The 22,346-nt window shown below is 61.6% G+C and carries 21 protein-coding genes and 2 pseudogenes; 11 read left to right on the plus strand and 12 right to left on the minus strand.

Annotated features, from left to right (window positions below):
* The first annotated feature begins 50 nt into the window (after window positions 1-50).
* Both BLO80_RS30105 and BLO80_RS30110 read left to right on the plus strand, forming a co-directional pair.
* Window positions 51-260: a hypothetical protein gene (locus tag BLO80_RS30105; protein ID WP_256574051.1), complete on the plus strand. Its 210-nt coding sequence runs from the start codon at window positions 51-53 to the stop codon at window positions 258-260.
* Between the two features lie 24 nt (window positions 261-284).
* A pseudogene (locus BLO80_RS30110) lies at window positions 285-449 on the plus strand (YceK/YidQ family lipoprotein); the annotation flags it as partial.
* A 32-nt stretch (window positions 450-481) separates the two neighbouring features.
* Here the strand turns inward: BLO80_RS30110 and BLO80_RS00970 are convergent.
* The 3 genes from BLO80_RS00970 to BLO80_RS00980 are packed head-to-tail and all read right to left on the minus strand — an operon-like array spanning window position 482 to window position 3,626.
* Complete coding sequence (locus BLO80_RS00970) at window positions 482-1,786, minus strand: CitMHS family transporter (protein ID WP_092326180.1); 1,305 nt, start codon at window positions 1,784-1,786, stop codon at window positions 482-484.
* Between the two features lie 54 nt (window positions 1,787-1,840).
* Window positions 1,841-2,569 carry a transporter substrate-binding domain-containing protein gene (locus tag BLO80_RS00975; protein WP_092326182.1) on the minus strand — a complete coding sequence of 243 codons (729 nt, stop codon included), beginning with the start codon at window positions 2,567-2,569 and terminating at the stop codon, window positions 1,841-1,843.
* Window positions 2,570-2,579: 10 nt separating this feature from the next.
* Window positions 2,580-3,626 (minus strand): Ldh family oxidoreductase, encoded by a 1,047-nt coding sequence (locus BLO80_RS00980; protein WP_092326184.1) that lies wholly within the window; start codon window positions 3,624-3,626, stop codon window positions 2,580-2,582.
* A 161-nt stretch (window positions 3,627-3,787) separates the two neighbouring features.
* Here BLO80_RS00980 and BLO80_RS00985 point away from each other — a divergent pair, with 161 nt between their 5' ends.
* A complete protein-coding gene (locus BLO80_RS00985; RefSeq protein WP_092326185.1) occupies window positions 3,788-4,675 on the plus strand; it encodes a LysR family transcriptional regulator in 888 nt (295 codons plus the stop codon).
* 13 nt (window positions 4,676-4,688) lie between these two features.
* Here BLO80_RS00985 and BLO80_RS00990 read toward each other — a convergent pair whose 3' ends face one another.
* On the minus strand, window positions 4,689-5,558 hold the full coding sequence (locus BLO80_RS00990; protein WP_092326187.1) for an NmrA/HSCARG family protein: 870 nt from the start codon (window positions 5,556-5,558) through the stop codon (window positions 4,689-4,691).
* 141 nt (window positions 5,559-5,699) lie between these two features.
* Here BLO80_RS00990 and BLO80_RS00995 point away from each other — a divergent pair, with 141 nt between their 5' ends.
* A complete protein-coding gene (locus BLO80_RS00995) occupies window positions 5,700-6,575 on the plus strand; it encodes a LysR family transcriptional regulator (protein ID WP_092326188.1) in 876 nt (291 codons plus the stop codon).
* Between the two features lie 6 nt (window positions 6,576-6,581).
* On the opposite strand, the gene BLO80_RS01000 is transcribed toward BLO80_RS00995, so the two are convergent.
* A complete protein-coding gene (locus BLO80_RS01000; RefSeq protein WP_092326190.1) occupies window positions 6,582-7,040 on the minus strand; it encodes a winged helix-turn-helix transcriptional regulator in 459 nt (152 codons plus the stop codon).
* A 125-nt stretch (window positions 7,041-7,165) separates the two neighbouring features.
* On the opposite strand from BLO80_RS01000, the gene BLO80_RS01005 reads away from it, so the two are divergent.
* Window positions 7,166-8,491, plus strand: coding sequence for an MFS transporter (locus tag BLO80_RS01005; RefSeq protein ID WP_092326191.1), 1,326 nt, complete (start codon window positions 7,166-7,168; stop codon window positions 8,489-8,491).
* Here BLO80_RS01005 and BLO80_RS01010 read toward each other — a convergent pair.
* The gene (locus BLO80_RS01010) at window positions 8,416-9,306 is read right to left on the minus strand and encodes a LysR family transcriptional regulator (RefSeq protein ID WP_003200706.1); all 891 of its coding nucleotides are present in this window, start codon (window positions 9,304-9,306) and stop codon (window positions 8,416-8,418) included. The genes BLO80_RS01005 and BLO80_RS01010 overlap by 76 nt on opposite strands.
* Before the next feature lie 168 nt (window positions 9,307-9,474).
* On the opposite strand from BLO80_RS01010, the gene BLO80_RS01015 reads away from it, so the two are divergent.
* The 5 genes from BLO80_RS01015 to BLO80_RS01035 all read left to right on the plus strand — a co-directional run bounded on the left by BLO80_RS01015 (window position 9,475) and on the right by BLO80_RS01035 (window position 16,235).
* Window positions 9,475-10,557, plus strand: coding sequence for a 4-oxalomesaconate tautomerase (locus BLO80_RS01015; RefSeq protein ID WP_092326193.1), 1,083 nt, complete (start codon window positions 9,475-9,477; stop codon window positions 10,555-10,557).
* Between the two features lie 42 nt (window positions 10,558-10,599).
* Complete coding sequence (dctA, locus tag BLO80_RS01020; RefSeq protein WP_092326195.1) at window positions 10,600-11,925, plus strand: C4-dicarboxylate transporter DctA; 1,326 nt, start codon at window positions 10,600-10,602, stop codon at window positions 11,923-11,925.
* 142 nt (window positions 11,926-12,067) lie between these two features.
* The gene (locus BLO80_RS01025) at window positions 12,068-13,372 is read left to right on the plus strand and encodes a CitMHS family transporter (RefSeq protein WP_092326196.1); all 1,305 of its coding nucleotides are present in this window, start codon (window positions 12,068-12,070) and stop codon (window positions 13,370-13,372) included.
* A 93-nt stretch (window positions 13,373-13,465) separates the two neighbouring features.
* Entirely contained in the window at window positions 13,466-14,719 is a 1,254-nt protein-coding gene (locus tag BLO80_RS01030; RefSeq protein WP_092326198.1) for an OprD family porin, read from the plus strand.
* A gap of 241 nt (window positions 14,720-14,960) precedes the next feature.
* Window positions 14,961-16,235: an MFS transporter gene (locus tag BLO80_RS01035; RefSeq protein ID WP_371914557.1), complete on the plus strand. Its 1,275-nt coding sequence runs from the start codon at window positions 14,961-14,963 to the stop codon at window positions 16,233-16,235.
* Between the two features lie 33 nt (window positions 16,236-16,268).
* Here the strand turns inward: BLO80_RS01035 and BLO80_RS01040 are convergent, their stop codons facing one another.
* The 3 genes from BLO80_RS01040 to BLO80_RS01050 are packed head-to-tail and all read right to left on the minus strand — an operon-like array spanning window position 16,269 to window position 19,115.
* A complete protein-coding gene (locus BLO80_RS01040) occupies window positions 16,269-17,639 on the minus strand; it encodes a sensor histidine kinase (protein WP_256574053.1) in 1,371 nt (456 codons plus the stop codon).
* A complete protein-coding gene (locus BLO80_RS01045) occupies window positions 17,632-18,318 on the minus strand; it encodes a response regulator transcription factor (RefSeq protein ID WP_092326200.1) in 687 nt (228 codons plus the stop codon). The genes BLO80_RS01040 and BLO80_RS01045 overlap by 8 nt, the downstream gene beginning before the upstream one ends.
* Window positions 18,318-19,115, minus strand: coding sequence for a MipA/OmpV family protein (locus BLO80_RS01050; protein ID WP_092326201.1), 798 nt, complete (start codon window positions 19,113-19,115; stop codon window positions 18,318-18,320). Before BLO80_RS01050 ends, BLO80_RS01045 begins: the two co-directional genes overlap by 1 nt.
* A 97-nt stretch (window positions 19,116-19,212) precedes the next feature.
* On the opposite strand from BLO80_RS01050, the pseudogene BLO80_RS30515 reads away from it, so the two are divergent.
* A pseudogene (locus BLO80_RS30515) lies at window positions 19,213-19,305 on the plus strand (hypothetical protein); the annotation flags it as partial.
* A 27-nt stretch (window positions 19,306-19,332) separates the two neighbouring features.
* Here BLO80_RS30515 and BLO80_RS01055 read toward each other — a convergent pair.
* The 3 genes from BLO80_RS01055 to BLO80_RS01065 are packed head-to-tail and all read right to left on the minus strand — an operon-like array spanning window position 19,333 to window position 22,327.
* On the minus strand, window positions 19,333-20,088 hold the full coding sequence (locus tag BLO80_RS01055; RefSeq protein ID WP_092165480.1) for an ABC transporter ATP-binding protein: 756 nt from the start codon (window positions 20,086-20,088) through the stop codon (window positions 19,333-19,335).
* Window positions 20,082-21,143: a FecCD family ABC transporter permease gene (locus BLO80_RS01060; RefSeq protein WP_063321700.1), complete on the minus strand. Its 1,062-nt coding sequence runs from the start codon at window positions 21,141-21,143 to the stop codon at window positions 20,082-20,084. The genes BLO80_RS01055 and BLO80_RS01060 overlap by 7 nt, the downstream gene beginning before the upstream one ends.
* Window positions 21,140-22,327 (minus strand): ABC transporter substrate-binding protein, encoded by a 1,188-nt coding sequence (locus tag BLO80_RS01065; RefSeq protein WP_092326202.1) that lies wholly within the window; start codon window positions 22,325-22,327, stop codon window positions 21,140-21,142. The genes BLO80_RS01060 and BLO80_RS01065 overlap by 4 nt, the downstream gene beginning before the upstream one ends.
* Window positions 22,328-22,346: the final 19 nt, after the last annotated feature.

The raw sequence follows: 22,346 nt of genomic DNA on the forward strand, positions 1-22,346 counted from the left end.
CGCGGGGATGGGAGGGGGCGTGACTGTTGGTCTGGCGGATGAATTGTTGAATGGCTGTTGCCCAGGCAACAACCGAGCCGCTGTTTCTGGGGCAACAGTCTTCAGTGGCAACAGTCTTCAACCCTACAGGTCGTCCGCCATCGATGCTACAGTCCCGCCTTTCCAGGGGAGAGCGCGTCATGCGGATCGTGGTATTGGCTTTGACGATGGCGCTGCTGGCGGGATGCGCGACGGCCAACGAAACCTTTGGCATGGGGTAAGTTTGCGGCCTTCACCCGTACTGCGGTGCGGCTACCGATATCGAGATCATCAAGGGCTCGATGAACGACAACGATGTGTATTCACGCGCGCTGGCACCGTTTGCAATCGTTGACCTGCCTTTCAGTGTCGTGGCCGATACGTTGATTCTGCCCTATACGATTTTTCATATGAGGCCCGCGGAGGAGTAATGGATTCCCCGGGGCCTTCAAATCAGCCGTTTTCAAGTGAACAGGGTGATCGCGCCTGTAAGCAGCGACAACCCGGTCATTGCAAGTGAGAGCAACACCGCCCACTTGACCGTGCTCTTTTGAAAGTCTCCGAGGTCTCGATCGATCATGCCGACCAGCAACAAGGTCGATGCCACCAACGGACTGATTTGATGCACCGGTTGGCCCAGCACGGAGGCGCGGGCGATTTCGATGGGGCTGATGCCGTAAGCCGCCGCGGCATTGGCAAGGATCGGGACCACACCGAAATAATAAGCGTCGTTGGACAGCAGAAACGTCAGCGGCATGCTCGTGATCGCCACCACCAGTGGGAACAGATGCCCCCAGGACGGCGGGATGGTCTGGACCAGCAGTTGGGCAATCGCATCGACCATCTTCGTGCCGGAGAATATGCCCGCAAACACTCCCGCCGCAAACACCAGCAGTACCACGACCATGGCATTGCTGGCATGGGCGAGCATGCGCTCTTTCTGCAAGTCCAAGCGTGGGTAATTCATGACCAGGGCGATGATGAAACCCAGCAGGAAACTGATCACTGAATTGAGCAGCCCGGTCACCAGGCAGACCATTACCGCCAGTACCAGGATCAGGTTGGGCACCACCCGCTTCGGTCTCTTATGCTCGCCATGGCCGATGATGGAGTCGATGTAGCAGTCATCGCCTCCACTGGACAAGGTCATGACGCCGATTCGCCGACGCTCGCGTCGTCCCAACACAAAGGCAACGTAAAGTACGCCGGCCGCGCCGAGCGCCATGGTCGGTAGCAGTGGAATGAAAAACTCGGCGGCATCCAGCCCGAGCACGGCGATCACCCGTGTCGCCGGCCCACCCCAAGGGGTCATGCCGCCCATCACGCTCAAGGACAGCACGCAGATGCTCGCGAGGATCATGGGGTTCATCTGAATGCGCTTATACAAGGGCAACATCGCGGCGCAAGTGATCATGTAGGTCGTTGTGCCGTCGCCATCCAACGCTGTGGTCAACGAGAGAATGGCTGTGCCGATCGCAATTCTCACCGGATTGCCGTTCACCGCCTTCAAGATCATCTTGATCATCGGATCGAACAATCCAGCGTCGAATAACACGCCGAAGAACAGGATCGCGAACAGCAACAACGCTGCCGACGGTGCGACCATCTTGATACCGTCGATCATCATCTTGTCAGTGGTCAGCGCAAAACCCGCGATGATCGAAAAGATCACCGGTACGACGATCAACGCAACAATGGGCGAAAGCCGCTTCGCCATGATCAGGTAAGTAAAGACCACGACCATTGATAAGCCGAGAAATGCCAACATGTCAGATACTCTTGTTTTTATTGGGGATGTCGCTTGCCAGCGGGGCGCCGAGGGTCAAGGGGCGACTGTTGCACCCTGGATGCCGTGACGTTGGAGTGCCTCGGCAACGAAGCCGCTGGCCTTGGCCCACTCGACAAAATGCCGCAACCGTTCAGCGGCTTCCCTGCCATAGGCCTGGGGAATGCCCATGGCCTGGCGGATCTCCATGAACCGCCCCGGCAACAAGCGCAGGCCGGGGAAGCGTTGGGCGTCGAATGCCAGCTGTTGCTTCACACCCGCCGCCACGGCGGCGCCCTCGGCCAGAAAGGTTTCGACGACGGTTGGCGAGGTCGGTGAGCGAATGATCGTGGCGTGCTTCAGTTCGCGCGTCAGGTGCAGGTCGTACGCACTGCCTTTGCCAACCACCAGTTCGATACCTGGCTGATCCACCTGATCGATGCCTTTCAAGGGCGAGTCGTCCCTGACCAGGTAGCAGCCTTCGATCAGCACATACGGGGCGGTAAAGGCCAGTTGTTCGGCGCGAACCGGGTCAATGGCGAAAAAGCCGAAGTCGGCCTGGCCTTCGCAAACCGCTGTCACGGACTCACCCGCGCTTTTGAAGACCCGCAGTTCAAGGGGTAGGCCAAGTTCCGCCGCGAAGGCGGTCGCCAAGTCGACGGATACACCCCGCGCATGACCTGCCTCATCAAGGCAGGCGAGGATCGGATTGCCCACATTGATTGACGCCCGAAGTACGCCGGTGGGGGTGAAGGTGGCAGCAAGTTTTGTGTTCAATGCGTTCATGTCGACTTCCTCAGGCTACGCGGCTGGCGTACAGGTCAAGCAGCCGCTGGGTGGTCGGATCAACCGGCACACCTTCGCGTACATGGCGGTGCATTTTCTTCAGTTCGATTTCCCCTGGGACGATGACGGGGGAGGCGGGTTCGACGGCGGGGCTTTGATGCAGGATCGAGGCGAAGTCGGTCATCCGGCCTTGCAGCCAGTCAGGGGAGCCCAGTCGCGCGGTATCGATCAGGATGAAGAAATGCCCCAGGTTCTGTGGCTCATCCGGTGCATCGACCCATGATTTCACGTGGGTCAGATAAGCTGCATCCGAGAGCAGGCCGGCCAGCAGGTCCACGACCAGCGCGAGCCCGTAACCCTTGTGACCGCCGATGGGCAGCAGAAAACCTTCCAGCGCGGTACGAGGGTCGGTGGTGGGCTTGCCGTTGGCATCCGTTGCCCAGTTGTCTGGAATACGTTCCCCGCGTGTGAGTGCATTGCGGATCTTGGCGCGCGCGACCACGCTCATGGCCATGTCCAGCATGAAGTGGTTGCCATCCGGGTTCGGTACGCCGAACCCCAGGGGGCTATTGCCCAGGCGGGCGTCGCTGCCGCCCGAAGGCGCGATCGTGGTGGTCGCGTTACTGCCGATGATGCTGGCAAAGCCTTGCTCGGCCGCGATGTAGGCGTACGGGGAAACAGGTCCGAAATGATTGCTGCCCCGAGCCATGACCAAGGCGATACCGAACTGTCTGGCCATTTTCATGCCGGCCTCCAGGGCCGTCATGCCCACCAAGGGACCGACCGCATTACGCCCATCGACCCGCGCGATGGCAGGGGCGAACGTTTCCGTCACAGGCTCGGCCGAAGCACTGATGCCGCCGCATTCGAGTCGCTCGCCATAGGATTCGATGCGGCTCAAACCATGGGTGGTCAGGCCGAACAAGTCGGCCAGTACCAGCACATTGGAAACCTGTTCGGCCGCCGTATGGCTCAGTCCCAATCCCTGGAAGGCAAGACGCCCAAGTTGGCGTAGATCATCAACCGCGACAGCAGAATATTCGTTGTTGTTATTCATGAAAATAGGCTCGTTCCGATTCGAATCCGCGCACGCTGACCGACGCGGTTCCGCTTGGTAATAGGGCGATGTCATCGTCGTTGTATCGACGAGTTGACAGGGTGCAGGGCGACGATTAAAAAGAGAAATGCAAATAAAAGTGCGATCTATGAGGAAAACGCATGAATTTCGATCTCTCGGATCTTCGCGGTTTTCTCGCGGTGGCCGACCTGGGAAGCTTCAGCGCGGCGGCTCAGGCGTTGCACCTGTCGCAATCGGCGCTCTCTCGTCGGGTCGATAAGCTGGAGCTGGCGTTGGGTGTACAGCTGTTCGAACGCACAACGCGACGTGTGGAGCTTTCCACCATCGGTCGTGGTTTTCTGCCCCGTGCGAGAAACGTGCTGAACGAACTTGAAAGTGCGCTGATCGGCTTTCACGAACTGGCCTACAGGCTTTCCGGGGAGGTCACCATTGCCTGCGTGCCATCGGCGGTGGCGTATTTTCTGCCGGACGTGATTCGGCAATATCACGCCAAATACCCAGGCATTCGGGTTCGGGTGATCGATGAATCGTCCTCCGCGATCTTGACCGTCGTGGCCCGGGGTGAAGCGGACTTTGGCTTGACCTACATCGGCACGCAGGATGCCGATGTGGTTTTCCAACCATTGCTGGAGGAAGCCTTCGTCGTTGCACTCCAGGTCGGACATCCGCTGACCGAGCGTCCATCGCTGACCTGGGATGACCTGACCGGCGTTGACTACATCAGTCTGGCGCAAGGCAGCGGCAATCGTTTCCTGATCGACCAGGCCCTTGCCAACCGCGATATTCGTCCCCGATCATTCTGCGAAGTGAAACACGTGCCTGCCCTCGTCAGTCTGGTTGAGGCAGGGTTGGGGGTCGGTGTGGTGCCCAAGTTGGCGATGCCAGCCAACGGCCATGCGACCTTGGTCACTCGGCCCCTCACCGACCCCTCGATCAGCAGGACCCTGGGGTTGATATCGCGGCGTGGGCGGGCACTGCCTACTGTCGCACAACTGCTGTTCGACTCGCTGGTGGCGATCGGAAAGTAGTGCCCTGCGCTGCTCAAACTCCGGCGACAGCCTCGCGAACGAAATCTTCATAGGTACGCAGCGGGCGTCCCAGAATCGCCTGGAGCCGCGCCACGGTGCCTTCAGCGGCCTGCATGCCAAACGTCTGGATACCGGACATCATCAGGCGCATGTCATAAGCCAGCCAGGCAGGGCCATGCGCAGCCAATTGTGCTTCGAAGGCGACCACATCGTCACCGCCGTAGGCGACCTCGCGCCCCAGGGCGGCGCTCCAGATTTTCGCCACGGCGGTACCGGTCAATGCGTGCGGGCCGACCAACTCCAGGGTGATTCGATCCAGGGCCGAAGGTGCCTTGTCACGACGCAGCAACTCGGCAGCGGCGATATCGGCGATGTCCCGGGTATCGATCATCGACACGCCCGCCGAGCCGATCGGCATCGGGTACACCGAGTAGTCCTGAATCGTCTGCTGGACTATGAATTCGTTTTGCATGAAGTAAGCCGGGCGCAGGATGGTCGCCGGGATGTCGAGGCTTTCGATCATGCGCTCCACCGTGTGCTTGCCGGTGAAGTGCGGCACGTAGGTGAATTTGTCGGCATGGATCACTGACAGGTAGACGATGCGCTCGATGCCGGCTTCGCGAGCGAGGTTCAAGGTGATGAGGGCTTGTGTCACCTCGTCGGGCGTCACGGCGTTGAGCAGGAACAGCGTACGCACCGATGCCAGTGCGCTGCGCAGCGAAGGGACGTCGGTGAGGTCGGCAACGACTTCAGTGACGCCCACCGGGAAACTGCCCTTGCCCGGCTGGCGCACGAGGGCCTTGACCTCGGCGCCTGCACTGGCGAGGCGTTGAATGATGAGTGAACCGAGGGTGCCCGTGGCACCGGTAACGAGAATGCTCATTTTGAATCTCCTGCAAAGGGTGGGTGAGTCAGACAGTTCGCTACGACCTTGTCGGCGGTTGCGATGGACAAACGATAGGGTGTTGCAGGAATAAATCGAAGACCCCAGGATGTAGACACTCCGTTGCAAAAGTGGAACACCATGAACCTGAACGCACTGATCGATTTCACCCTCGTGGCCACGAACGAGGGGTTGGGCAAGGCAAGCCGTGCCAGCGGAATCTCCAAGGCGACCTTGTCGCGCCGCATCGCCGACCTTGAGGAGCAATTGGGGGTCAGGCTGATCGAGCGCAGCGCCCGCGGCCTGAGGCTCACCGAGGCCGGTGCGCTGCTGATGGCCAGGGCCGAAGGGCCGCTGGCCGAGGTGGCCGAGGCCATGGCGGCGGCGAAGGAGGGTGTCTCGACGCCGCGTGGACGCTTGCGTGTCGCTGCTCCGGTCCTGTTCTCGCAGCTGGCGATGGGACGCATCGGCGCAGACTTTTGTGCGGCTTACCCTGACGTCACGATCGAGGTCATTGCGGAGGACCGCGTGGTCGATCTCGTCGAGGAACAATTCGATGTCGCCATCCGGATCAACCCCGGCCCGGACAGCGATTTAGTCGGTCGCTGTTTCGCCAAGGACCGGCTGGTGGTGGTGGCCGCGCCTGAACTGCCAATGCCTGCACCCGGGGCCATCCGCTCGGTTCCCGGCATTGTGGTGTCCAGTTTCGAGGCCACGCAGTGGACACTGGACGGCGGCCACTTGGTCTTGGAACCGATTCCCAGGTTGCGGTTCTCTTCGTTCCTGATGATCCGCGATGCGGCCATCGCCGGTGGTGGGGCGGCCCTTATCCCGCAGTCGATGGTATGGAGCCAGTTGGCCAGTGGCGAGTTGGTCCAGTGGGGCACGGTATCGGGGAAAGAAGCCGAACTCTGGGTCTTGCACACGTCCCGACGTCTTGCTGCGCCGAAGGTGCGGGCATTTGTCGATTTCATGTGTGCCAGGTACCCGGACATGTCCCTGGTTTTGCAGGGATAAAAACGCTCACGTCAGGTCGTTGGTCATGAGTCTTGCCCTGTGGCAATCGGTCGGCCCGAGTTTCTGACCGCTTGCCGAGCGCACCTCCATCGGCATGAGAGTTTGCCCGGACGCGTTGTCCAACAGCACGGAACGCGTTTCCCCCGGCTCAAACAGGAAACGTTCGCCCCACTGCCGCAGGCTGACCACCACCGGAAAGATCTCCCGGCCTTTCTCTGTCAGGACGTACTCCTTGTAGGCGCTCCCATCCGAGGCGGGTCGAATGTCGAAGACGCCGGCCTCGACCAAGGCTTTGAGTCGCGAAGCCAGAATGTTCTTGGCCACGCCCAGGCTCTTTTGAAATTCGCTGAATCGACGGATGTCGTCGAATGCGTCGCGGATGATCATCAGTGACCAGCGATCACCCATCACATCCAGTGTCCTGGCGACCGGGCATTCGTTGTTTTGCGATGAAGCGGTTTCCATTTTATTGACCCTCTGGAAAGCATTGCCACGTTGGCCGGAATTTTGTGGTTGCAAATTGAAACCTGATAACGCAACAATCCACACAGGTTTTTAATTGAAACCAGTTTAGCGCCAAGGAGACGTGCATGACAGCAGAGGCCGACGGTTTCACCCAGCAGCCTTCGGGAAATCAGGAGGGCGAGGGAGCAAGCTCCTTCTCCACGGGCTCTTTGAATGAACAGCAGTGCCCGGGGCTTTCGCCGTCGCTCACGTTATTGTTTTCCGTGACCTGCGCATTGGCCGTCGCCAATGTCTACTTTGCCCAGCCCTTGCTCGCCTCGATGGCCGAGAGCCTGGGCGTCGCTTCCGGATTGATCGGGGCGGTGGTGACGGCCACCCAGGTGGGGTACGCGCTGGGGTTGCTGTTCATCGTCCCGCTGGGGGACAGGGTCGACCGTAAACGGCTGGTTTTCGCGCAATTGGTGTTGTCTGCCATCGCGCTGGCGGCCGTCGGTGCAGCCCAGCATTGGTTGGCTTTGCTGGGCGCCATGGTCGTGATGGGGCTGCTGGCGGTGGTTGTCCAGGTGCTGGTGGCCTATGTCGCCGTGCTGTCCTCGCCCTCCCAACGGGGACAGGCCGTGGGCACCGTCACCAGTGGCGTTGTCCTGGGGATTCTCCTGGCGCGGTTTACCTCCGGGGCGATCGCCGACCTGGCGGGCTGGCGCGGGGTTTATTTCGTTTCCTCGGGCTTGATGCTGACCATCGCGGCAGTGTTCTGGGCTGTGGTGCCTGCCGCTGTGTCGCCCCGTCACCGGCAGCCCTACCTGGCGCTTATCCGTTCGCTGTTCGTGCTGTTCGTGACCGAGCCGATGCTACGGGCCAGGGGGCTGCTGGCCTTGCTGATCTTTGCCGCTTTTTCGGTGTTGTGGACTGCGATGGTGCTGCCGTTGAGCGCCGCGCCGCTGTCACTTTCACACACGGCCATCGGCCTGTTTGGCCTGGCGGGTGTCGCCGGTGCCCTGGCGGCCAGAAGCGCCGGTCGTTGGGCCGATCAAGGTTTTGGACAACGGGTGACCGGTTTGTCGCTGGGGCTCCTGACGTTCTCCTGGCTGCCCATCGCATTTACCGAGAGCTCCCTGATCGCACTGGTCTGCGGCGTGGTGCTACTCGACTTCGCCGTACAAGCCGTGCACGTCACCAACCAGAGCCTGATTTTCGCCGCGCGGCCCGACGCCCAAAGTCGCATGGTCGGTGCGTACATGTGTTTCTACTCGGTGGGCAGCGCACTGGGAGCGGCCGCCGCGACCCAGGTCTATGCGCTGTGGGGCTGGATGGCGGTCAGCCTGCTGGGTGCCTCGATCAGCCTCGTCGCGTTGGTGGTGTGGAGACGCTCGCTTCATTGCGGCCACTGCTCAAGCAGGATCGAGACGAATTTCTCCGCGGCCGGGGAGAGCGATGCGCCCCGGCGGTAAACCAGGCCCAGGGAGCGGTTTACCACCGGCTCGATCAGCGGCACGCTGACCAGGGTGGGATGATCCCCGGCCGGCATGGCCAGGCTGGGCATCGCCGACACGCCCAGGCCGGCCTCGACCAGTCCCAGGGACGTAGACAAGTGCTGCACTTCGTAGAACCACTGTGGGCGCCAGCTCAGGCCCGACAGCGCGTGGTCCAGCAGCATGCGGTTGCCGCTCAGGCGCCCGACCCCGATCAGCCGGTAGTCGCTGAGTTCCGACCAGGTGACCGCACTGCGTTCAGCCAATTCATGGTCGCGTCGGCAGGCCAGCACAAAGGGTTCGTTGACCAGGGGCACGAACTCGATGTCCGGGTGCTGGCCGCTCATCATGTTGATGCCGAAGTCGGCTTCGCCGCGCAGCACCGCTTCGAGCCCTTCGTTGGCGCTGAGGTCGAGCAGGCGGATGCGGATTTTCGGGTAGCGCTCGTTGTAGAGGCGGATCACCGAAGGCAGGAAATAGAACGCCGCCGTGGGGATGCACGCCAAGGTCACCCGGCCGATCTGCCGCTCCGCCAGCTCGCGGATGTTGAGAATCGAGTCGTCGAAATCATCCAGCAAGCGTCGCGCCTTGGGCAGGAAATCACGGCCGACACTCGTCAGGCTGACCTTGCGGGTCGTGCGATCGAGTAGGGCGGTTCCCAGGCCCTCCTCGAGTTTTTTCATCCGACGGCTCAGGGCCGGTTGTGACAGATGCAGCGCATCGGCGGCTTCGTGGAAACTGCCCAGTTCGGCGATTTTCACGAAAGATCGTATGTCCTGAAGCTCATATTCCATGTTCTACCTCACCGGAGAGGGGGATGCGCGGTACAAATCATCGTAAAGTAATTCATTTGTGAAACGCAATAATCTCTCTGATCTTTGCATTGGAAACACTTTTCAAATTTTGCCACTCTTGTGTCCAGAGCATCAATTATCCAGATTGATCAACAAGAGTTAGTGAACATGCAGCGAATTCCTTGTGTGCTAATGCGCGGCGGTACGTCCAAAGGCCCGGTGTTTCTCGCCTGGGATCTACCGGTCGCCATCGCCGAACGTGACGAGCTGCTGCTCAACCTGATGGGCTCCGGCCACGAGCTGGAAATCGATGGCATCGGTGGTGGCAGCCCACAAACCAGCAAAGTGGCGATCGTCAGCCCATCGCTGCACCCAGACGCGGATGTCGATTATTTGTTCGTCCAGGTCATGGTTTCCCAGCGTCGTGTCGATACCGCCCCCAACTGCGGCAACATGCTCTGCGCCGTCGGCCCCTTTGCCATCGAGCAGGGGCTGGTCAAGCCTTCTGGCAATCTGACCCGGGTGCGCATTCGCAACCTCAACACCGGGACTTTCGTGAATGCCGAAGTGCAAACCCCGGAAGGCAAGGTCAGCTATGAAGGCGACACCGCCATCGACGGCGTGCCTGGCACAGCCGCTCCGGTACAACTGACGTTTCTCGATGCGGCGGGCAGCAAGACGGGGAAACTCTTCCCGACCGGGCAGACCCAGGACCTGATCGACGGTATCCCGGTGACCTGCATCGACATGGCGATGCCGATGATGATCGTCGAGGCCAGCCAGCTCGGCAAACGCGGCGATGAAAGCCCTGCCGAACTGGACGCCGATAAAGCCTTCCTGCAGCGGCTGGAGTCCTTGCGGCTGAAAGCCGGCCTGGCGATGGGTCTGGGTGATGTCAGCGACAAGGTCATTCCCAAGCCGGTGCTGGTGTCTCCGGCCAAGTCTGGCGGGACGATCCAGGTGCGCTACTTCATGCCGCACAACTGTCACCGCGCCCTGGCGATCACCGGCTCCATCGGCCTGGCCACGGCGTGCGTAACCGAAGGCAGCGTCGTTGCACAGTTGCTCGGCAACGTCAGTAAACCGCGCTTGCAACAGGTTCGGATCGAACACCCAAGCGGCGGTATTGATGTCGTACTGTCTTACACGGGTGAAAAGGGTGAGACCATTCAGGCTTCGGTAGTACGTACCGCGCGCCGGCTTTTCTCGGGTTACGTCTACGCCACGGCGTCCCAACGTCTGGCCGGATAGCCCTGGGCCGCCAGGGTCTTTTGCATCAGAACAATTCTAAAAATGGGTGATGCCATGAAAGTTGTTAAATCGCTCTACTTCCAGATCATCTGCGCCGTGCTGCTGGGCGTGGTCGTCGGGCACTTCTGGTCGCAACAGGCAATTGCCTTGAAGCCGCTGGGCGATGCCTTCATCAAGCTGATCAAGATGATGATCGCGCCGGTGGTGTTCTGCACCATTGTCACGGGCATCGCCGGTATGAGCGACAAGCGCTCGCTGGGGCGCTTGTTGAGCAAGACCCTGCTGTTGTTCCTGGCGCTGACGGTGATTAGCCTGATCATCGGCCTGGTGTCGGTCTACCTGTTCAAGCCCGGCGCGGGCATGAACATCGACCCGACGCAGTTGAGCACCCAGGGGTTGTCGCAGTACACCGAATCCGCCGCGAAACTGAGCGTGGTGGACTTCTTCATGCACATCATTCCCGACACCTTCATCGGCGCTTTCAATAAAGGCGAGGTGCTGCCGGTGCTGTTTATCGCGGTGCTCTGCGGTTTTGCCCTGTCGTCCCTGGGCGAGCGCGGCAAGCCTGTGCTGGAGGTCCTGGAATCGGCTTCGCACATGGTGTTCAAGATTTTCTCCTACCTGATGCGTTTCGCTCCGATTGGCGCTTTCGGGGCCTTGGCTTTCACGGTGGGGCAGTACGGCATCACGTCGCTGGGCTCGCTGGCCAAGTTGATCATGACCTTGTACATCGCCTGCGCCTTCTTCGTCTTCGTGGTGTTGGGCAGCCTTTGCCGGGCCCACGGTTTCAGCCTGTGGAAGCTGTTGCGTTACCTGCGTGAAGAGTTCCTGGTGGTGCTCGGCACGTCCTCGACCGAACCGGTAATGCCGCGGATGTTGGAAAAACTCCAGGCCCTGGGGTGCAAGAAAGGGGTTGTGGGGCTGGTGCTGCCGACCGGCTACTCGTTCAACCTCGACGGCACGGCGATCTATCTGTCGCTGGCGGCGATCTTCATTGCCCAGGCCTGCAACATCGACCTGACGCTGACCCAGGTCATCACCATGCTGGCGATCATGCTGCTGTCGTCAAAGGGTGCTGCGGGTGTGACCGGCAGCGGGTTTGTCGCCCTGGCCTCGACCTTGACGGTCATCCACGACATTCCCCTGGCGGGCCTGGCCCTATTGATCGGGATCGATCGGTTCATGTCCGAAGCGCGGGCGTTGACCAGTCTGGCGAGCAACGCCGTCGCAACCGTGGTGATCTCCCTCTCGGAGAATGCCTGTGACCGCGAAGTGCTGTTGCAGACCCTGGATGGCAAACCCGCCCTGACACAGACCCCGGCAACGGACTCGAGCTGGGACGGCACGAAGGTCGCCAAACACATCTAGCCGCTCACGGCTGACTCGACAGCACCGCGCAAGCTCACTTAATACCTCTGCGCCAGGCACACTTGAGCGTGTAGCCTGGCGGGTGGGAGGGCGTGCGCCTGGGTGTCTGCCAAGCTACTCATAACAACAAGAGATCTGACATATGCTCGCTTTACTTGGCTTGGCCATGGTGGTGGTCTTCACCTTCCTGATAATGACCAAACGGTTGTCCCCGATCGTCGCCTTGACGGTAGTGCCCATCGTCTTTGCCGTGCTCGGCGGCTTTGGCGGGACTACTGGCAAGATGATGCTGGACGGCCTGAAAATGGTCGCGCCCTCGGCGGCACTGCTGTTGTTCGCGATCCTGTTTTTCGGCCTGATGATCGACGCCGGTCTGTTCGACCCGTTGATCCGCAAGATCCTCAAGCGGGTCAATGGCGATCCGATGAAAATCGCCGTGGGCACCGCGTTGCTGTCGCTGTTGGTGGCACTGGACGGTGACGGCACGACGACCTACATGATCACCTGTGCCGCGATGCTGCCGCTGTATAAGCGCATCGGCATGAACCCGATGATCCTGGCGACCATTTCCATGCTGTCCTTGAGCATCATGAGTGGCATGACCCCTTGGGGCGGCCCGGCGACCCGTGCGATCGCAGCGCTGGGCCTGGATGCCGGTGAGTATTTCGTGCCGTTGCTGCCGACCATGATCGGCGGTGCGATGTGGGTGGTGTTCACGGCCTTCCTGCTGGGCCGTGCCGAGCGCAAGCGTATCGGCAACGTCCAGCTGCAAAGCGGTGGCGGTGACTGCTACATCAACGCGATCATCGAGGACACGCCACACAAGCGTCCGAAACTGGCCTACGTCAACCTGCTGCTGGTGGTCGCGGTGATGGTCGCGCTGGTGATGGGGCTCATGCACTCGGCGATTCTGTTCCTGATCGGTTTCGTCCTGGCGCTGATGATCAACTATCCGCAACTGGATATTCAGAAGGAACGCATTCTCGCCCATTCGGGCAACGCCATGACCGTGGTCCTGCTGGTGTTTGCCGCGGGCATCTTCGCCGGGATCTTCTCCGGAACGAAAATGGTCGATGCCCTGGCACAGACCCTGGTCGATTGGATTCCGCCTTCCTGGGGCCATCTGTTCCCGCTGGTGGTGGCGATTACCAGCATGCCGCTGACCTTCGTATTGTCCAACGATGCCTACTACTTCGGTGTCGTGCCGATCCTGGCCAATGCCGCGGCTGCCTACGGGATTGCTCCGGTGGAAATTGCCCGGGCCTCCATTCTCGGCCAGCCGGTACACCTGATGAGCCCGCTGGTGGCCTCGACCCTGTTGCTGGTGGGCATGGTCGACCGCGACTTGGGCGACTTCCAGAAAGCCACCGTCAAATGGGCGGTGCTCACCTCCCTGGTGATTACCGCGCTGGCCCTGCTGACCGGGGCACTGACGCTGTTTTCCTGATTCACCCGACAACCTTGTTTTCCTGCCTGGCACGCCCCCGCAAGCGGGGGTGCGCAGGCGTGCGCGTCCAATAACAACAACGAGTAGCCAGACATGACCATTTTGCTGACCCGCGGGGCTTTGTTTCCAATCCTTGGCCTGTTGCCCCTGGCCACGGCCAGCGCCGAAGGTTTCATCGATGACAGCAAGCTGAAGCTGCAATTGCGCAACGTCTACTTCAACGAAAATTTCCGCGACGAGCACGGTATGAGCGCCCGGGCGGCAAGGACCGCCAAGAGTGAGCGCACCGAATGGGCCCAGGGCTTCCTGCTGGATTACCAGTCAGGCTTTACGCCGGGCACCCTCGGCTTCGGGGTCGATGCCCTGGGCCTGCTCGGGGTCAAGCTCGACTCCGGGCGTGGCCGCAGTGGCACCGGCCTGCTGCCGGTGCATGACGACGGTCGCGCCGCCGACGAGTTCGCCTGTGCGGGCATGACCGCCAAGGCCCGGTTGGCCAAGACCACGCTCAAATACGGCACCTTGCTGCCCAAGACCCCGGTGCTGGTCTACAACGATGCGCGGCTGTTGCCCCAGACTTACCAAGGCACCCAGATAAGCAGCAATGACATTGACAACCTCACCGTCACCGGCGGGCATCTGGAGCGTTTCAAGCTGCGGGATTCGAGCGACAGCATGCCCATCGTGCCGGACGGCTACGGCGGCGATAAGTCCGGTGACTTCAGCTATGCCGGTGCCGACTACAAGCTGGGCAAGCAGATCCGCCTGAGTTACTTCTACGGCGAGCTGGAGAATTTCTATCGACAGAACTTTGTGGGCATCCAGCATGATCTGCCCCTGGGCGCCGGGGTATTGACCAGCGACCTGCGCTACTTCAACAGCGTCGATTCGGGGTCGGCCTACGGCGGCAAGATCGACAACGACATGCTCAGCGGGTCGCTGTCCTACGCCGTGGTCGGCCACACACTGAGCGCCGGTTACCAGACCCTCAGCGGCGAGGCGGGCCTGCCTTACATCAGCGGCGCCACGGTGTACTCCTTCAGCAACGTCGGGATCGGCAAGTTCATCGAGGAAGACGAGAAGACCTGGATGCTTGGTTACGGCTACGACTTCGCTCGCCTCGGTGTGCCCGGCCTGACGTTCTCCACCCGCTATCTGAGCGGTAACGACGGTAAGTCCAACACCACGGTCAAAGAGTGGGAACGTGACGCAGAGATCGCCTATGTGGTGCAGCAGGGGACGTTCAAGGGGCTGGGGGTGAGGTTGCGAAACTACGTCTATCGCTCGGACTTTTCCCGTGGCCGTGACAGCAACCGGATCTACTTTACCTACGACATCGCTCTTTGGTAGGGCATGCAGTTCATCTAAGAAACAACGATGGACCTGTGGCGAGGGAGCTTGCTCCCGCTCGGCTGCGAAGCAGTCGTGAACCGGCGGGTGCGGTGTGTTACGCGTTCGGCAGGTTTTGGGGTCGCTTCGCGACCCAGCGGGAGCAAGCTCCCTCGCCACGGTTTTCTCAGTGGCCCCGCGCTCATCACGGTGGCCCGGTTCGATTCTTTGCGACATCATTGCGTCAATTTTCTTTGGGGCAATGCCCGTCGAGGCCGCTGTGGATCGAAACCGAGAGCGACGCAACAACCTTTCCCTGGATGGCCTGAATTTTTTCCTCGCGGATGTGCGCGATGGTTTGGGGCCTTACCTGGCGATCTACCTGCTGGCGGTGCATCACTGGGACCCGGCCAGCATTGGCGTGGTGATGACGGTCGCGGCCATGGCCGGGCTCGTCGCCCAGGCGCCCGCCGGCGCGCTGATCGACCGGGTGCGCAGCAAGCGTGCCGTGGTGGCCGTGGCCGCCTTGGTGGTGACGCTGGGTTGCCTGATACTGCCGTTCACGTCGTCCTTTGGCCTGGTGGCATTGACCCAGGCCATCGGCGCCGTGGCAGCGTCAGTCTTTGCGCCGGCTATCGCGGCGATTTCCCTGGGCATTACCGGCGCCAAGGCCTTTACACGGCGCACGGGGCGCAACGAAACATTCAATCACGCGGGCAATGCCTGCGCCGCGCTGCTGGCGGGTGGGTTCGCCTGGTTGTTCGGTCCCATCGCGGTGTTCTACCTGATGGCCGCCATGGCGTTGGCCAGCATCGTGGCGGTCGGTTGCGTGTCCGCCGAGGCCATCGACCATGACGTGGCCCGGGGCCTGGAGGCGGGGCAGTTGGTTCACGGCCCTGTACCCTCGACGCTGCGGGTCCTGCTGGATAACCGTACGCTGCTGTTGTTCGTCATTTGCTGCGGGCTGTTCCACCTGGCAAACGCGGCGATGCTCCCGCTGGTCAGCCAGAAGCTCGCCCAGGCCAATGTGCACCTGGCCACGCCGTTGACGTCGGCTTGTATCGTTGCGGCGCAACTGGTCATGGTGCCCATGGCGTGGCTGGTGGGCGTCAAGGCCGATGCCTGGGGCCGCAAGCCGTTGCTGTTGGCCGGCTTCCTGATCCTGCCCATCCGCGGTGTGTTGTACGTGCTCTCGGACGACCCCTACTGGTTGGTGGCGGTGCAACTGCTGGACGGTATCGGTGCCGGGCTGTTTGGCGCGCTGTTTCCCCTGGTGGTCAAGGACCTGACCCAAGGCACCGGGCGCTTCAACGTCAGCCTCGGGGTGTTGTCGACGGTGTTCGGGCTCGGTGCTGCGTTGAGCAACAGCCTGGCCGGCTTCGTGGTGCAAGGGGCTGGCTACAGCGCGGCGTTCCTGACCCTGGCGGTGATTGCCGCGCTGGCATTCGGCCTGTTGTTGGCGATGCCGGAGACCTTCAGACCAAGCCGCGTGTCCCAGACCGACCCCCTTGCGGTGCCCGACGGCGGAGTCGCCTGAGGTCGGGTACACCTCGGTTCGACCCCGTGCTGTTCAAGCCCGTGCGGGGTCGCTGGCGTGTTCCCGTCGAGACAACTGAAGCAGCAAGCCTGGTTCCGCTCTCGTGGCTGAAAGCGTCCAGCCATGGGCCTGGGCGATTTCCTGGCAGATCGTCAGGCCCAGGCCGGCGCCATGGTCGCGGCGATGGGGGCCGCGCCAGAAGCGCACGAACAGTTGGGGCAGTTGCTCCCGATCAACCCCGGGGCCCCAATCGCGCACGCTCAGGTGATCCCTGCCGATGTCCACTCGCACCTCCGTGCCTCGAGGGGCGTGTTGGAGGGCGTTCTCCAGCAGGTTTTTCAGCAAGGTGAAGAGGGCGCTGCGATCAGCCTGCCAGGGGGCAACGCCCGTGCAATCCTCGGCCAGTACCAGGCGCACCTCGACGGCTTCGGCCATGCGCTGCAAATAGTCGGTGGCCTCCCTCGCGACATCGGCCAGTTCGACCGCGGCAAACCTATAGTTCTGGGCCTCACTGGTTTCGGTCAACAGCAGCAGTTGCTGGGCTTGGCGGGTCATGTGGGCCACGTCGTTGAGGAGCGCGTTGCGATCGGGACTGTCTGCCATCAATTCGATCTGCGCGCGTATCAGCGCCAGCGGTGTCTTCAGCTCGTGCGCCGCCGTGGCCAGAAATTCCTGCTGGATCCGGTAGCCATTTTCCAGGCGCTGGAGGACCCGATTGAAACTGTCCACCAGTGGCACGATTTCGGACGGGACGCTGCTGACCTGCAAGCGCGAATGCAGCGAGCGAGGCGAGATGGCCGCGGCCGACTCGGACACTTCGCGCAAGGGCTTGAGCGTATAACCCAGGATGACATAGGCGCAGGCGCCAAAGACGAAGAGCAGTACCAGGCTGAACAGGGCGATGCCGGCCCCCATGAAGGGCAGCGCGAAGGCCCCGTGAAAGAGGTCCATCAACCGTTCGCTGACGGCAAGCTGCAGGAACCAGGTCTGGCCGTCGTGTTCGATTGGCGCGGTGGCACCGTACATCAGGATGCCCTGGCGCTCGAACTTGAACGGTTCATGCTCCAAAGGGCGTAGCGAGGCACTCGCCGGCCAGAAGGTCGCGTCGGTGGACGCCAGGGCCACGCTTGCCGAGGCATCCAGCACACGGTAGCCGATTTCCTGTCCCATGCTGTCAAAGGTCCAGATTCGATCCGCCTCGCTGGGGTCGAGTCCGACCGGGCGCCCGCCAGCATCGAACTGGAGTTTCTCCGCCAGTTCCTGGGTGCGTTCGGCCATGTTCATGACCGACAGGATGTCGCTCTGTGAGCTGACCAGGGCCAACACCGCCGACACGATCAACAGAATGCTCAGTGCCACGCCGGCAATATAGGCCAGCAGCACCTTGAACCTGAGGCTACTCAACCACGTCGACCTGGCGGAGCGCATAACCGAGACCTCGCAGGTTGACAATGCGTTGGCGGGAGCCGATGGCAAGCAGCTTGCGGCGGATACGGTGCAGGGCCACATCCAGGGCATTCGGCGTGACCGCCTCGCTCAAGCCCCAGCCCGCCGCCTCTATGCTGGGGCGGCGGACGACTTCCCCAGGCTTGCGCAACAGCAGCAGCATGATCTGCATTTCCGCCGGCGCCAGGGTAATGCTTTCATTCGCACAACACATAGTGCCGGTATCGGGTTGCAGGCTCAGGTCTCCGTGGCTGGGCGCCAGAGGGCGACAGTCCACGGGGCGCCGCAGCAAAGCCCGCACCCGGGCAACCATTTCATCCATGGCAAACGGCTTGGGCAGATAGTCATCGGCACCGGCATCGAGCCCCTGTACCCGATCATGCAGGGCATCCCGTGCCGTGAGCACCAGGCACGGTAGGCCAAGCCCGGCGCTACGCAGGCGCTTCAACAAGACAAGCCCGTCGCCGTCCGGCAAGCCGCGATCGAGAATCAGCGCCTGGTAGGGCACCCGCTGGATGGCCGCCCATGCACCGTCCATGCGGTTGATCACATCGACGGCGATCCCGGCGTTCATCAATCCCGTGCTGACCAGTTGGGCCAAGCGTTCGTGGTCCTCGACCAACAGAATGCGGCTCATCAGAAGCGGTACAGGTAGCCGAACAACGCGTTGTTTTCGGTAGAACGATCTACCAGCGGGCTGTCCTTGATCTCATTGGCGAAGCGGGTTGCCTTGATATCGAGGAACACAGAGTGGTGCTTATCGAACATGTAGTTTCCCCGGACGCCAAATTCGGTATTGAGGGCAGACTCGCCATCATAGGCCGCGCGATCGATGCGGGCTTCACTGTCGCGCACGCCAAAATAATAATCGACGTATTTCTTGTCCTGCCACATCGCCGTCACGTGGGGCGTGAGGGTGATGTGGTCGTCGAGCCGCCAGGTTCGCTCCAGGCCCAGGTTGAAGCGCTGTCCCTTGCTGTTGCCCGATACATCCGCCAGCCACTCGGTGTGCATGTCTACCCAATCGGTGTGCCACTGCACTTTCGCTCCGGCCCAGAAGCTGCTTTTACGGTCACTCATGCCATCGAAAACCCGCGAGTCATCGACATCATAGCCACTGAAATCGTACTGGCCCACGAGGCTGAAATCGATGTGCTGGGTGTCGTTGATCTCGACCTGCGACAGCTTGACCTCGGCGTTGGGGCCGAACACCTGCAGGTATTGGTTCTCAAAGTAGATCAGCGGTATCGCCTTGTTGTCGCGATCGATGCCGGTATAGGGCTGCTGGCTGCTGATTGCGCCGAACCCCAGCCCCCAGGACGAAGACGGTTCGGCGGTTTCAGGTTCGGTGGCCTGGGCGGCCAGCGCTGATGTGGTCGCAGTGAGTATGATCAGGCTCGGGATTGTTGAAACGGCTAAGCGCAGCAAATGCATGGGGTGCTCCAACGGGACAGGATGAAATGCGCGCCTATCGTTGAGCGTTTTCCCTTACCGCATACTTACGGTTATTTGTCGAAAGCTTGACCTCGACGCCTGCGCAGCCGAAGAGCAGAGCGCGGTGTCCGAGGACATCAATCGTAACGTGAACGAGATCGTTGGCCTGGTTATCCAGGTAAGTCCTGGGCCTTTGGTGCAAGGCCCGGATGTTCGCTCAAACGATATCGTCGATCAGGATGTGGCGCTCGCCCCGGCTGCACCGCTCGATCCGCGCTTCGACCTTGTAGACTTGGCGCAGCATCGACTCGGTGATCACCTCGGCGCTTGGGCCGCTGCCCTGGGCGGTGCTGTCGGCGATGACCAGCACTTGGTCGGCAAAGCGCAGCGCCTGGTTCAGGTCATGGATGGCGATGAACACAATGACCTGGCGTTGGCGCGCCAGGGCCCGCATGAAATTCAGCACCTGGACTTGTCGATGCATGTCCAGGGCGCTGGTCGGTTCATCCATCAACAGGATTTCCGGTTCGCGCACCAGGGTCTGGGCGATCGACACCAGTTGCTGCTGTCCGCCGCTGAGCTCTCCGAGATTACGGAACGACAACTCAGTGATGCCCAGCGCGGCGAGAATGTCGTCCACCCGCTTCAGTTCATCATCATGGACGACCCAGCCCGGCGTGAGCTGCTTGCGCGCCAGCAGCACCGACTCGTATACCGTCAACCGGGCGCTGGCGTTCAAGCCCTGGGGCATGTAGCTGATGCCCTGCGGTCCCTTTTTCGAGTCCTCCAGGACCACCTGTCCGGGGCCGTCGATCAACCCGGCCATGCGCTTGAACAAAGTGGATTTGCCCGCCGCGTTGGGGCCGACTACCGCCACCACCTGGCCACCGACAAAAGCTGCCGTGGTCACGCCGTGAATGACCAGGCGCTGGCCATAGCGGGCCCCGAGATTCTCCAGCCGAATCGTTACCATGAGTTTTTCTTCCCACCGAGAATCAAGGAGATGAAGAAGGGCACGCCGATCAGCGACGTCACCACGCCGATGGGGAAAATGGCCCCAGGAATCAGGGTTTTGCTGATCACCGAACTGGCGGACAGAATCAGTGCGCCGGTCAACAAGGACGCAGGCAGGAAGAACCGTTGGTCTTCGCCGATCAGCATCCGCGCGATGTGCGGGCCGACCAGGCCGATGAAGCCGATCGTGCCGACGAACGCCACCGGGAACGAGGCGAGCAGGCTGACCATGATCAGCGTCTGAAAGCGCAGGCTGCGCACGTTGATGCCGAAACTCGCGGCCTTGTCGTCCCCCAGCCGCAGCGCGGTCAAGGCCCAGGCGCGCCGGGCGAAAATCGGCAGGGTGACCAGGATCACCAGACAGATCACTCCGAGCTTGGGCCAGGTGGCTTTGGTCAGGCTGCCCATCGTCCAGAACACCACGGCGGCCACGGCTTGTTCGGTGGCGAAGAATTGCACCAGCGCCAGCAACGCGTTGAAGGTGAACACCAGGGCGATGCCAAGCAGCACGATGGTCTCGGCGGTGACACCGCGGCGCAGGCTCAGGAAGTGGATCAGCAATGCCGACAGCATGGCCATGATGAACGCGTTCACCGGCACCATGTACTGCGCCGCCAGCGGGAACAAGGCCACGCCAAACGCCAGCCCCATGGCCGCACCGAAACTGGCGGCGGCGGAAATGCCCAGGGTGAACGGGCTGGCCAGCGGGTTGTTGAGGATCGTCTGCATCTGCGCGCCGGCCAGCGACAACGCGGCGCCGACCGCAACGGCCATCAGCGCCACGGGCAGTCGGATGTCCCACATCACCACGCGGACCTGGGGCGATGCGCTGTCCGGTGAAAACAGCGCGCCGAGCACTTCGTCGAGGCTGTAGCGTGCCGGTCCGAGTGCCAGGTCGAGCAGGACGCTGCAGATCAGCAACAGCGTGAGCCCCCCGAGAATAAGCCGCTTGCGCAGCACCAGGCGCCGGTAGGTGTCACGCTGCATGACCAGGGTTTCGTTCAACGACGTCATGGCTGGTCCTCGGTCTGGCCCAGGCTGACGGCATAACCCGGCTCATAAGGGACCGGCAGGAACTGCTCGTGCAATTGGCGGAACGAGGCGTCCGGGTCCAGGTCGGCGAACAACGTCGGGTGAAACCACTTGGCCAATTGCTGGATGGCCACGAACTGATAGGGACTGTTGTAGAACTGATGCCAAATGGCGTGGAACGCCTGGTCGTCCTGGGCCTTGATGCCGGCGTAGGCCGGTCGCTGGGTGTACCACGCCAGTTTTTTCCTGGCTTGGGCCATGTCCGCCCCGGGGCCGACGCCGACCCAATGGCCACCGGGTGCAAAGGCTTCCCAGTTGGCGCTGGTGATCACCACCTGTGCCGGGTTGGCGACCACCACTTGCTCGGCATTCAACTGGCCGAACGTGGTGGGGATGATGCCTTTGGCGATGTTGTCGCCACCGGCCATTTCGACGAACAGGCCGAAGTTCTCGTTGCCGAAGCTCAGGCAGCAATCATCGGTGTAGCCGCCGATGCGTTCGATGAAGACCTTTGGCCGGGCAGGGTGGCGCGCTTCAATGACGTCGGTGACCCGTCGAATCTGTTGGTTGCGAAAATCGATGAAGGCTTCGGCACGGGCTTGCTTGCCGAACAGTTGGCCGAACAGGCGCATGGTCGGCTCGGTGTTCTGCATCGGGTTGTTGCGAAAGTCGACGTAGACCACCGGGATGCCCAAGGCGTCGAGCTTCTCGATGTAGCGCGCATCCTCGGTGGCGTGCTGGGCTTCGATATTGAGGATGATCACATCCGGACGCTGGGTGATGGCCTGTTCGATGTCAAAGGTGCCGTCCTCGAACCCGCCGAAGGTCGGGATCTTGGCAATGTCGGGAAATTTGCGCAGATAGGCGCCGTAGGTGTCCGGGTCTGACTGGATCAGGTCCTTGCGCCAGCCGACGATGCGTTCGATGGGATTTTGCGTGTCCAGCGCCGCCACCAGGTACAACTGGCGGCCTTCGCCGAGGATCACCCGCCTGACCGGGAGATGGACCTTGACCTGGCGCCCGAGCAGGTCGGTCACGCTGCCCAGGGCAGGGTCCGCCTCGGCGGCCAGGGCGTTGCGGGGCGTCAGCGAAAGAAACGACACACCGAGCAGCCCGGCGAACAGCAGGGCGGCGAGGGTGTGAGGGCGGCGAAAAACGGTAACCATGGTTCAGGCCTTTACAAAA

The organism is Pseudomonas sp. NFACC56-3 (genome assembly GCF_900100025.1).
In the GTDB taxonomy this organism is placed as follows: Bacteria; Pseudomonadota; Gammaproteobacteria; order Pseudomonadales; family Pseudomonadaceae; genus Aquipseudomonas; species Aquipseudomonas fluorescens_AA.

What these genes read in the sequence shown, in the direction of transcription:
- BLO80_RS30105 (WP_256574051.1), top strand. Translation starts at nt 51, where the DNA reads ATGGCTGTTGCCCAGGCAACAACCGAGCCGCTGTTTCTGGGGCAACAG.
- BLO80_RS00970 (WP_092326180.1), bottom strand. Translation starts at nt 1,786, where the DNA reads ATGTTGGCATTTCTCGGCTTATCAATGGTCGTGGTCTTTACTTACCTG.
- BLO80_RS00975 (WP_092326182.1), bottom strand. Translation starts at nt 2,569, where the DNA reads ATGAACGCATTGAACACAAAACTTGCTGCCACCTTCACCCCCACCGGC.
- BLO80_RS00980 (WP_092326184.1), bottom strand. Translation starts at nt 3,626, where the DNA reads ATGAATAACAACAACGAATATTCTGCTGTCGCGGTTGATGATCTACGC.
- BLO80_RS00985 (WP_092326185.1), top strand. Translation starts at nt 3,788, where the DNA reads ATGAATTTCGATCTCTCGGATCTTCGCGGTTTTCTCGCGGTGGCCGAC.
- BLO80_RS00990 (WP_092326187.1), bottom strand. Translation starts at nt 5,558, where the DNA reads ATGAGCATTCTCGTTACCGGTGCCACGGGCACCCTCGGTTCACTCATC.
- BLO80_RS00995 (WP_092326188.1), top strand. Translation starts at nt 5,700, where the DNA reads ATGAACCTGAACGCACTGATCGATTTCACCCTCGTGGCCACGAACGAG.
- BLO80_RS01000 (WP_092326190.1), bottom strand. Translation starts at nt 7,040, where the DNA reads ATGGAAACCGCTTCATCGCAAAACAACGAATGCCCGGTCGCCAGGACA.
- BLO80_RS01005 (WP_092326191.1), top strand. Translation starts at nt 7,166, where the DNA reads ATGACAGCAGAGGCCGACGGTTTCACCCAGCAGCCTTCGGGAAATCAG.
- BLO80_RS01010 (WP_003200706.1), bottom strand. Translation starts at nt 9,306, where the DNA reads ATGGAATATGAGCTTCAGGACATACGATCTTTCGTGAAAATCGCCGAA.
- BLO80_RS01015 (WP_092326193.1), top strand. Translation starts at nt 9,475, where the DNA reads ATGCAGCGAATTCCTTGTGTGCTAATGCGCGGCGGTACGTCCAAAGGC.
- dctA (WP_092326195.1), top strand. Translation starts at nt 10,600, where the DNA reads ATGGGTGATGCCATGAAAGTTGTTAAATCGCTCTACTTCCAGATCATC.
- BLO80_RS01025 (WP_092326196.1), top strand. Translation starts at nt 12,068, where the DNA reads ATGCTCGCTTTACTTGGCTTGGCCATGGTGGTGGTCTTCACCTTCCTG.
- BLO80_RS01030 (WP_092326198.1), top strand. Translation starts at nt 13,466, where the DNA reads ATGACCATTTTGCTGACCCGCGGGGCTTTGTTTCCAATCCTTGGCCTG.
- BLO80_RS01035 (WP_371914557.1), top strand. Translation starts at nt 14,961, where the DNA reads ATGCCCGTCGAGGCCGCTGTGGATCGAAACCGAGAGCGACGCAACAAC.
- BLO80_RS01045 (WP_092326200.1), bottom strand. Translation starts at nt 18,318, where the DNA reads ATGAGCCGCATTCTGTTGGTCGAGGACCACGAACGCTTGGCCCAACTG.
- BLO80_RS01050 (WP_092326201.1), bottom strand. Translation starts at nt 19,115, where the DNA reads ATGCATTTGCTGCGCTTAGCCGTTTCAACAATCCCGAGCCTGATCATA.
- BLO80_RS01055 (WP_092165480.1), bottom strand. Translation starts at nt 20,088, where the DNA reads ATGGTAACGATTCGGCTGGAGAATCTCGGGGCCCGCTATGGCCAGCGC.
- BLO80_RS01060 (WP_063321700.1), bottom strand. Translation starts at nt 21,143, where the DNA reads ATGACGTCGTTGAACGAAACCCTGGTCATGCAGCGTGACACCTACCGG.
- BLO80_RS01065 (WP_092326202.1), bottom strand. Translation starts at nt 22,327, where the DNA reads ATGGTTACCGTTTTTCGCCGCCCTCACACCCTCGCCGCCCTGCTGTTC.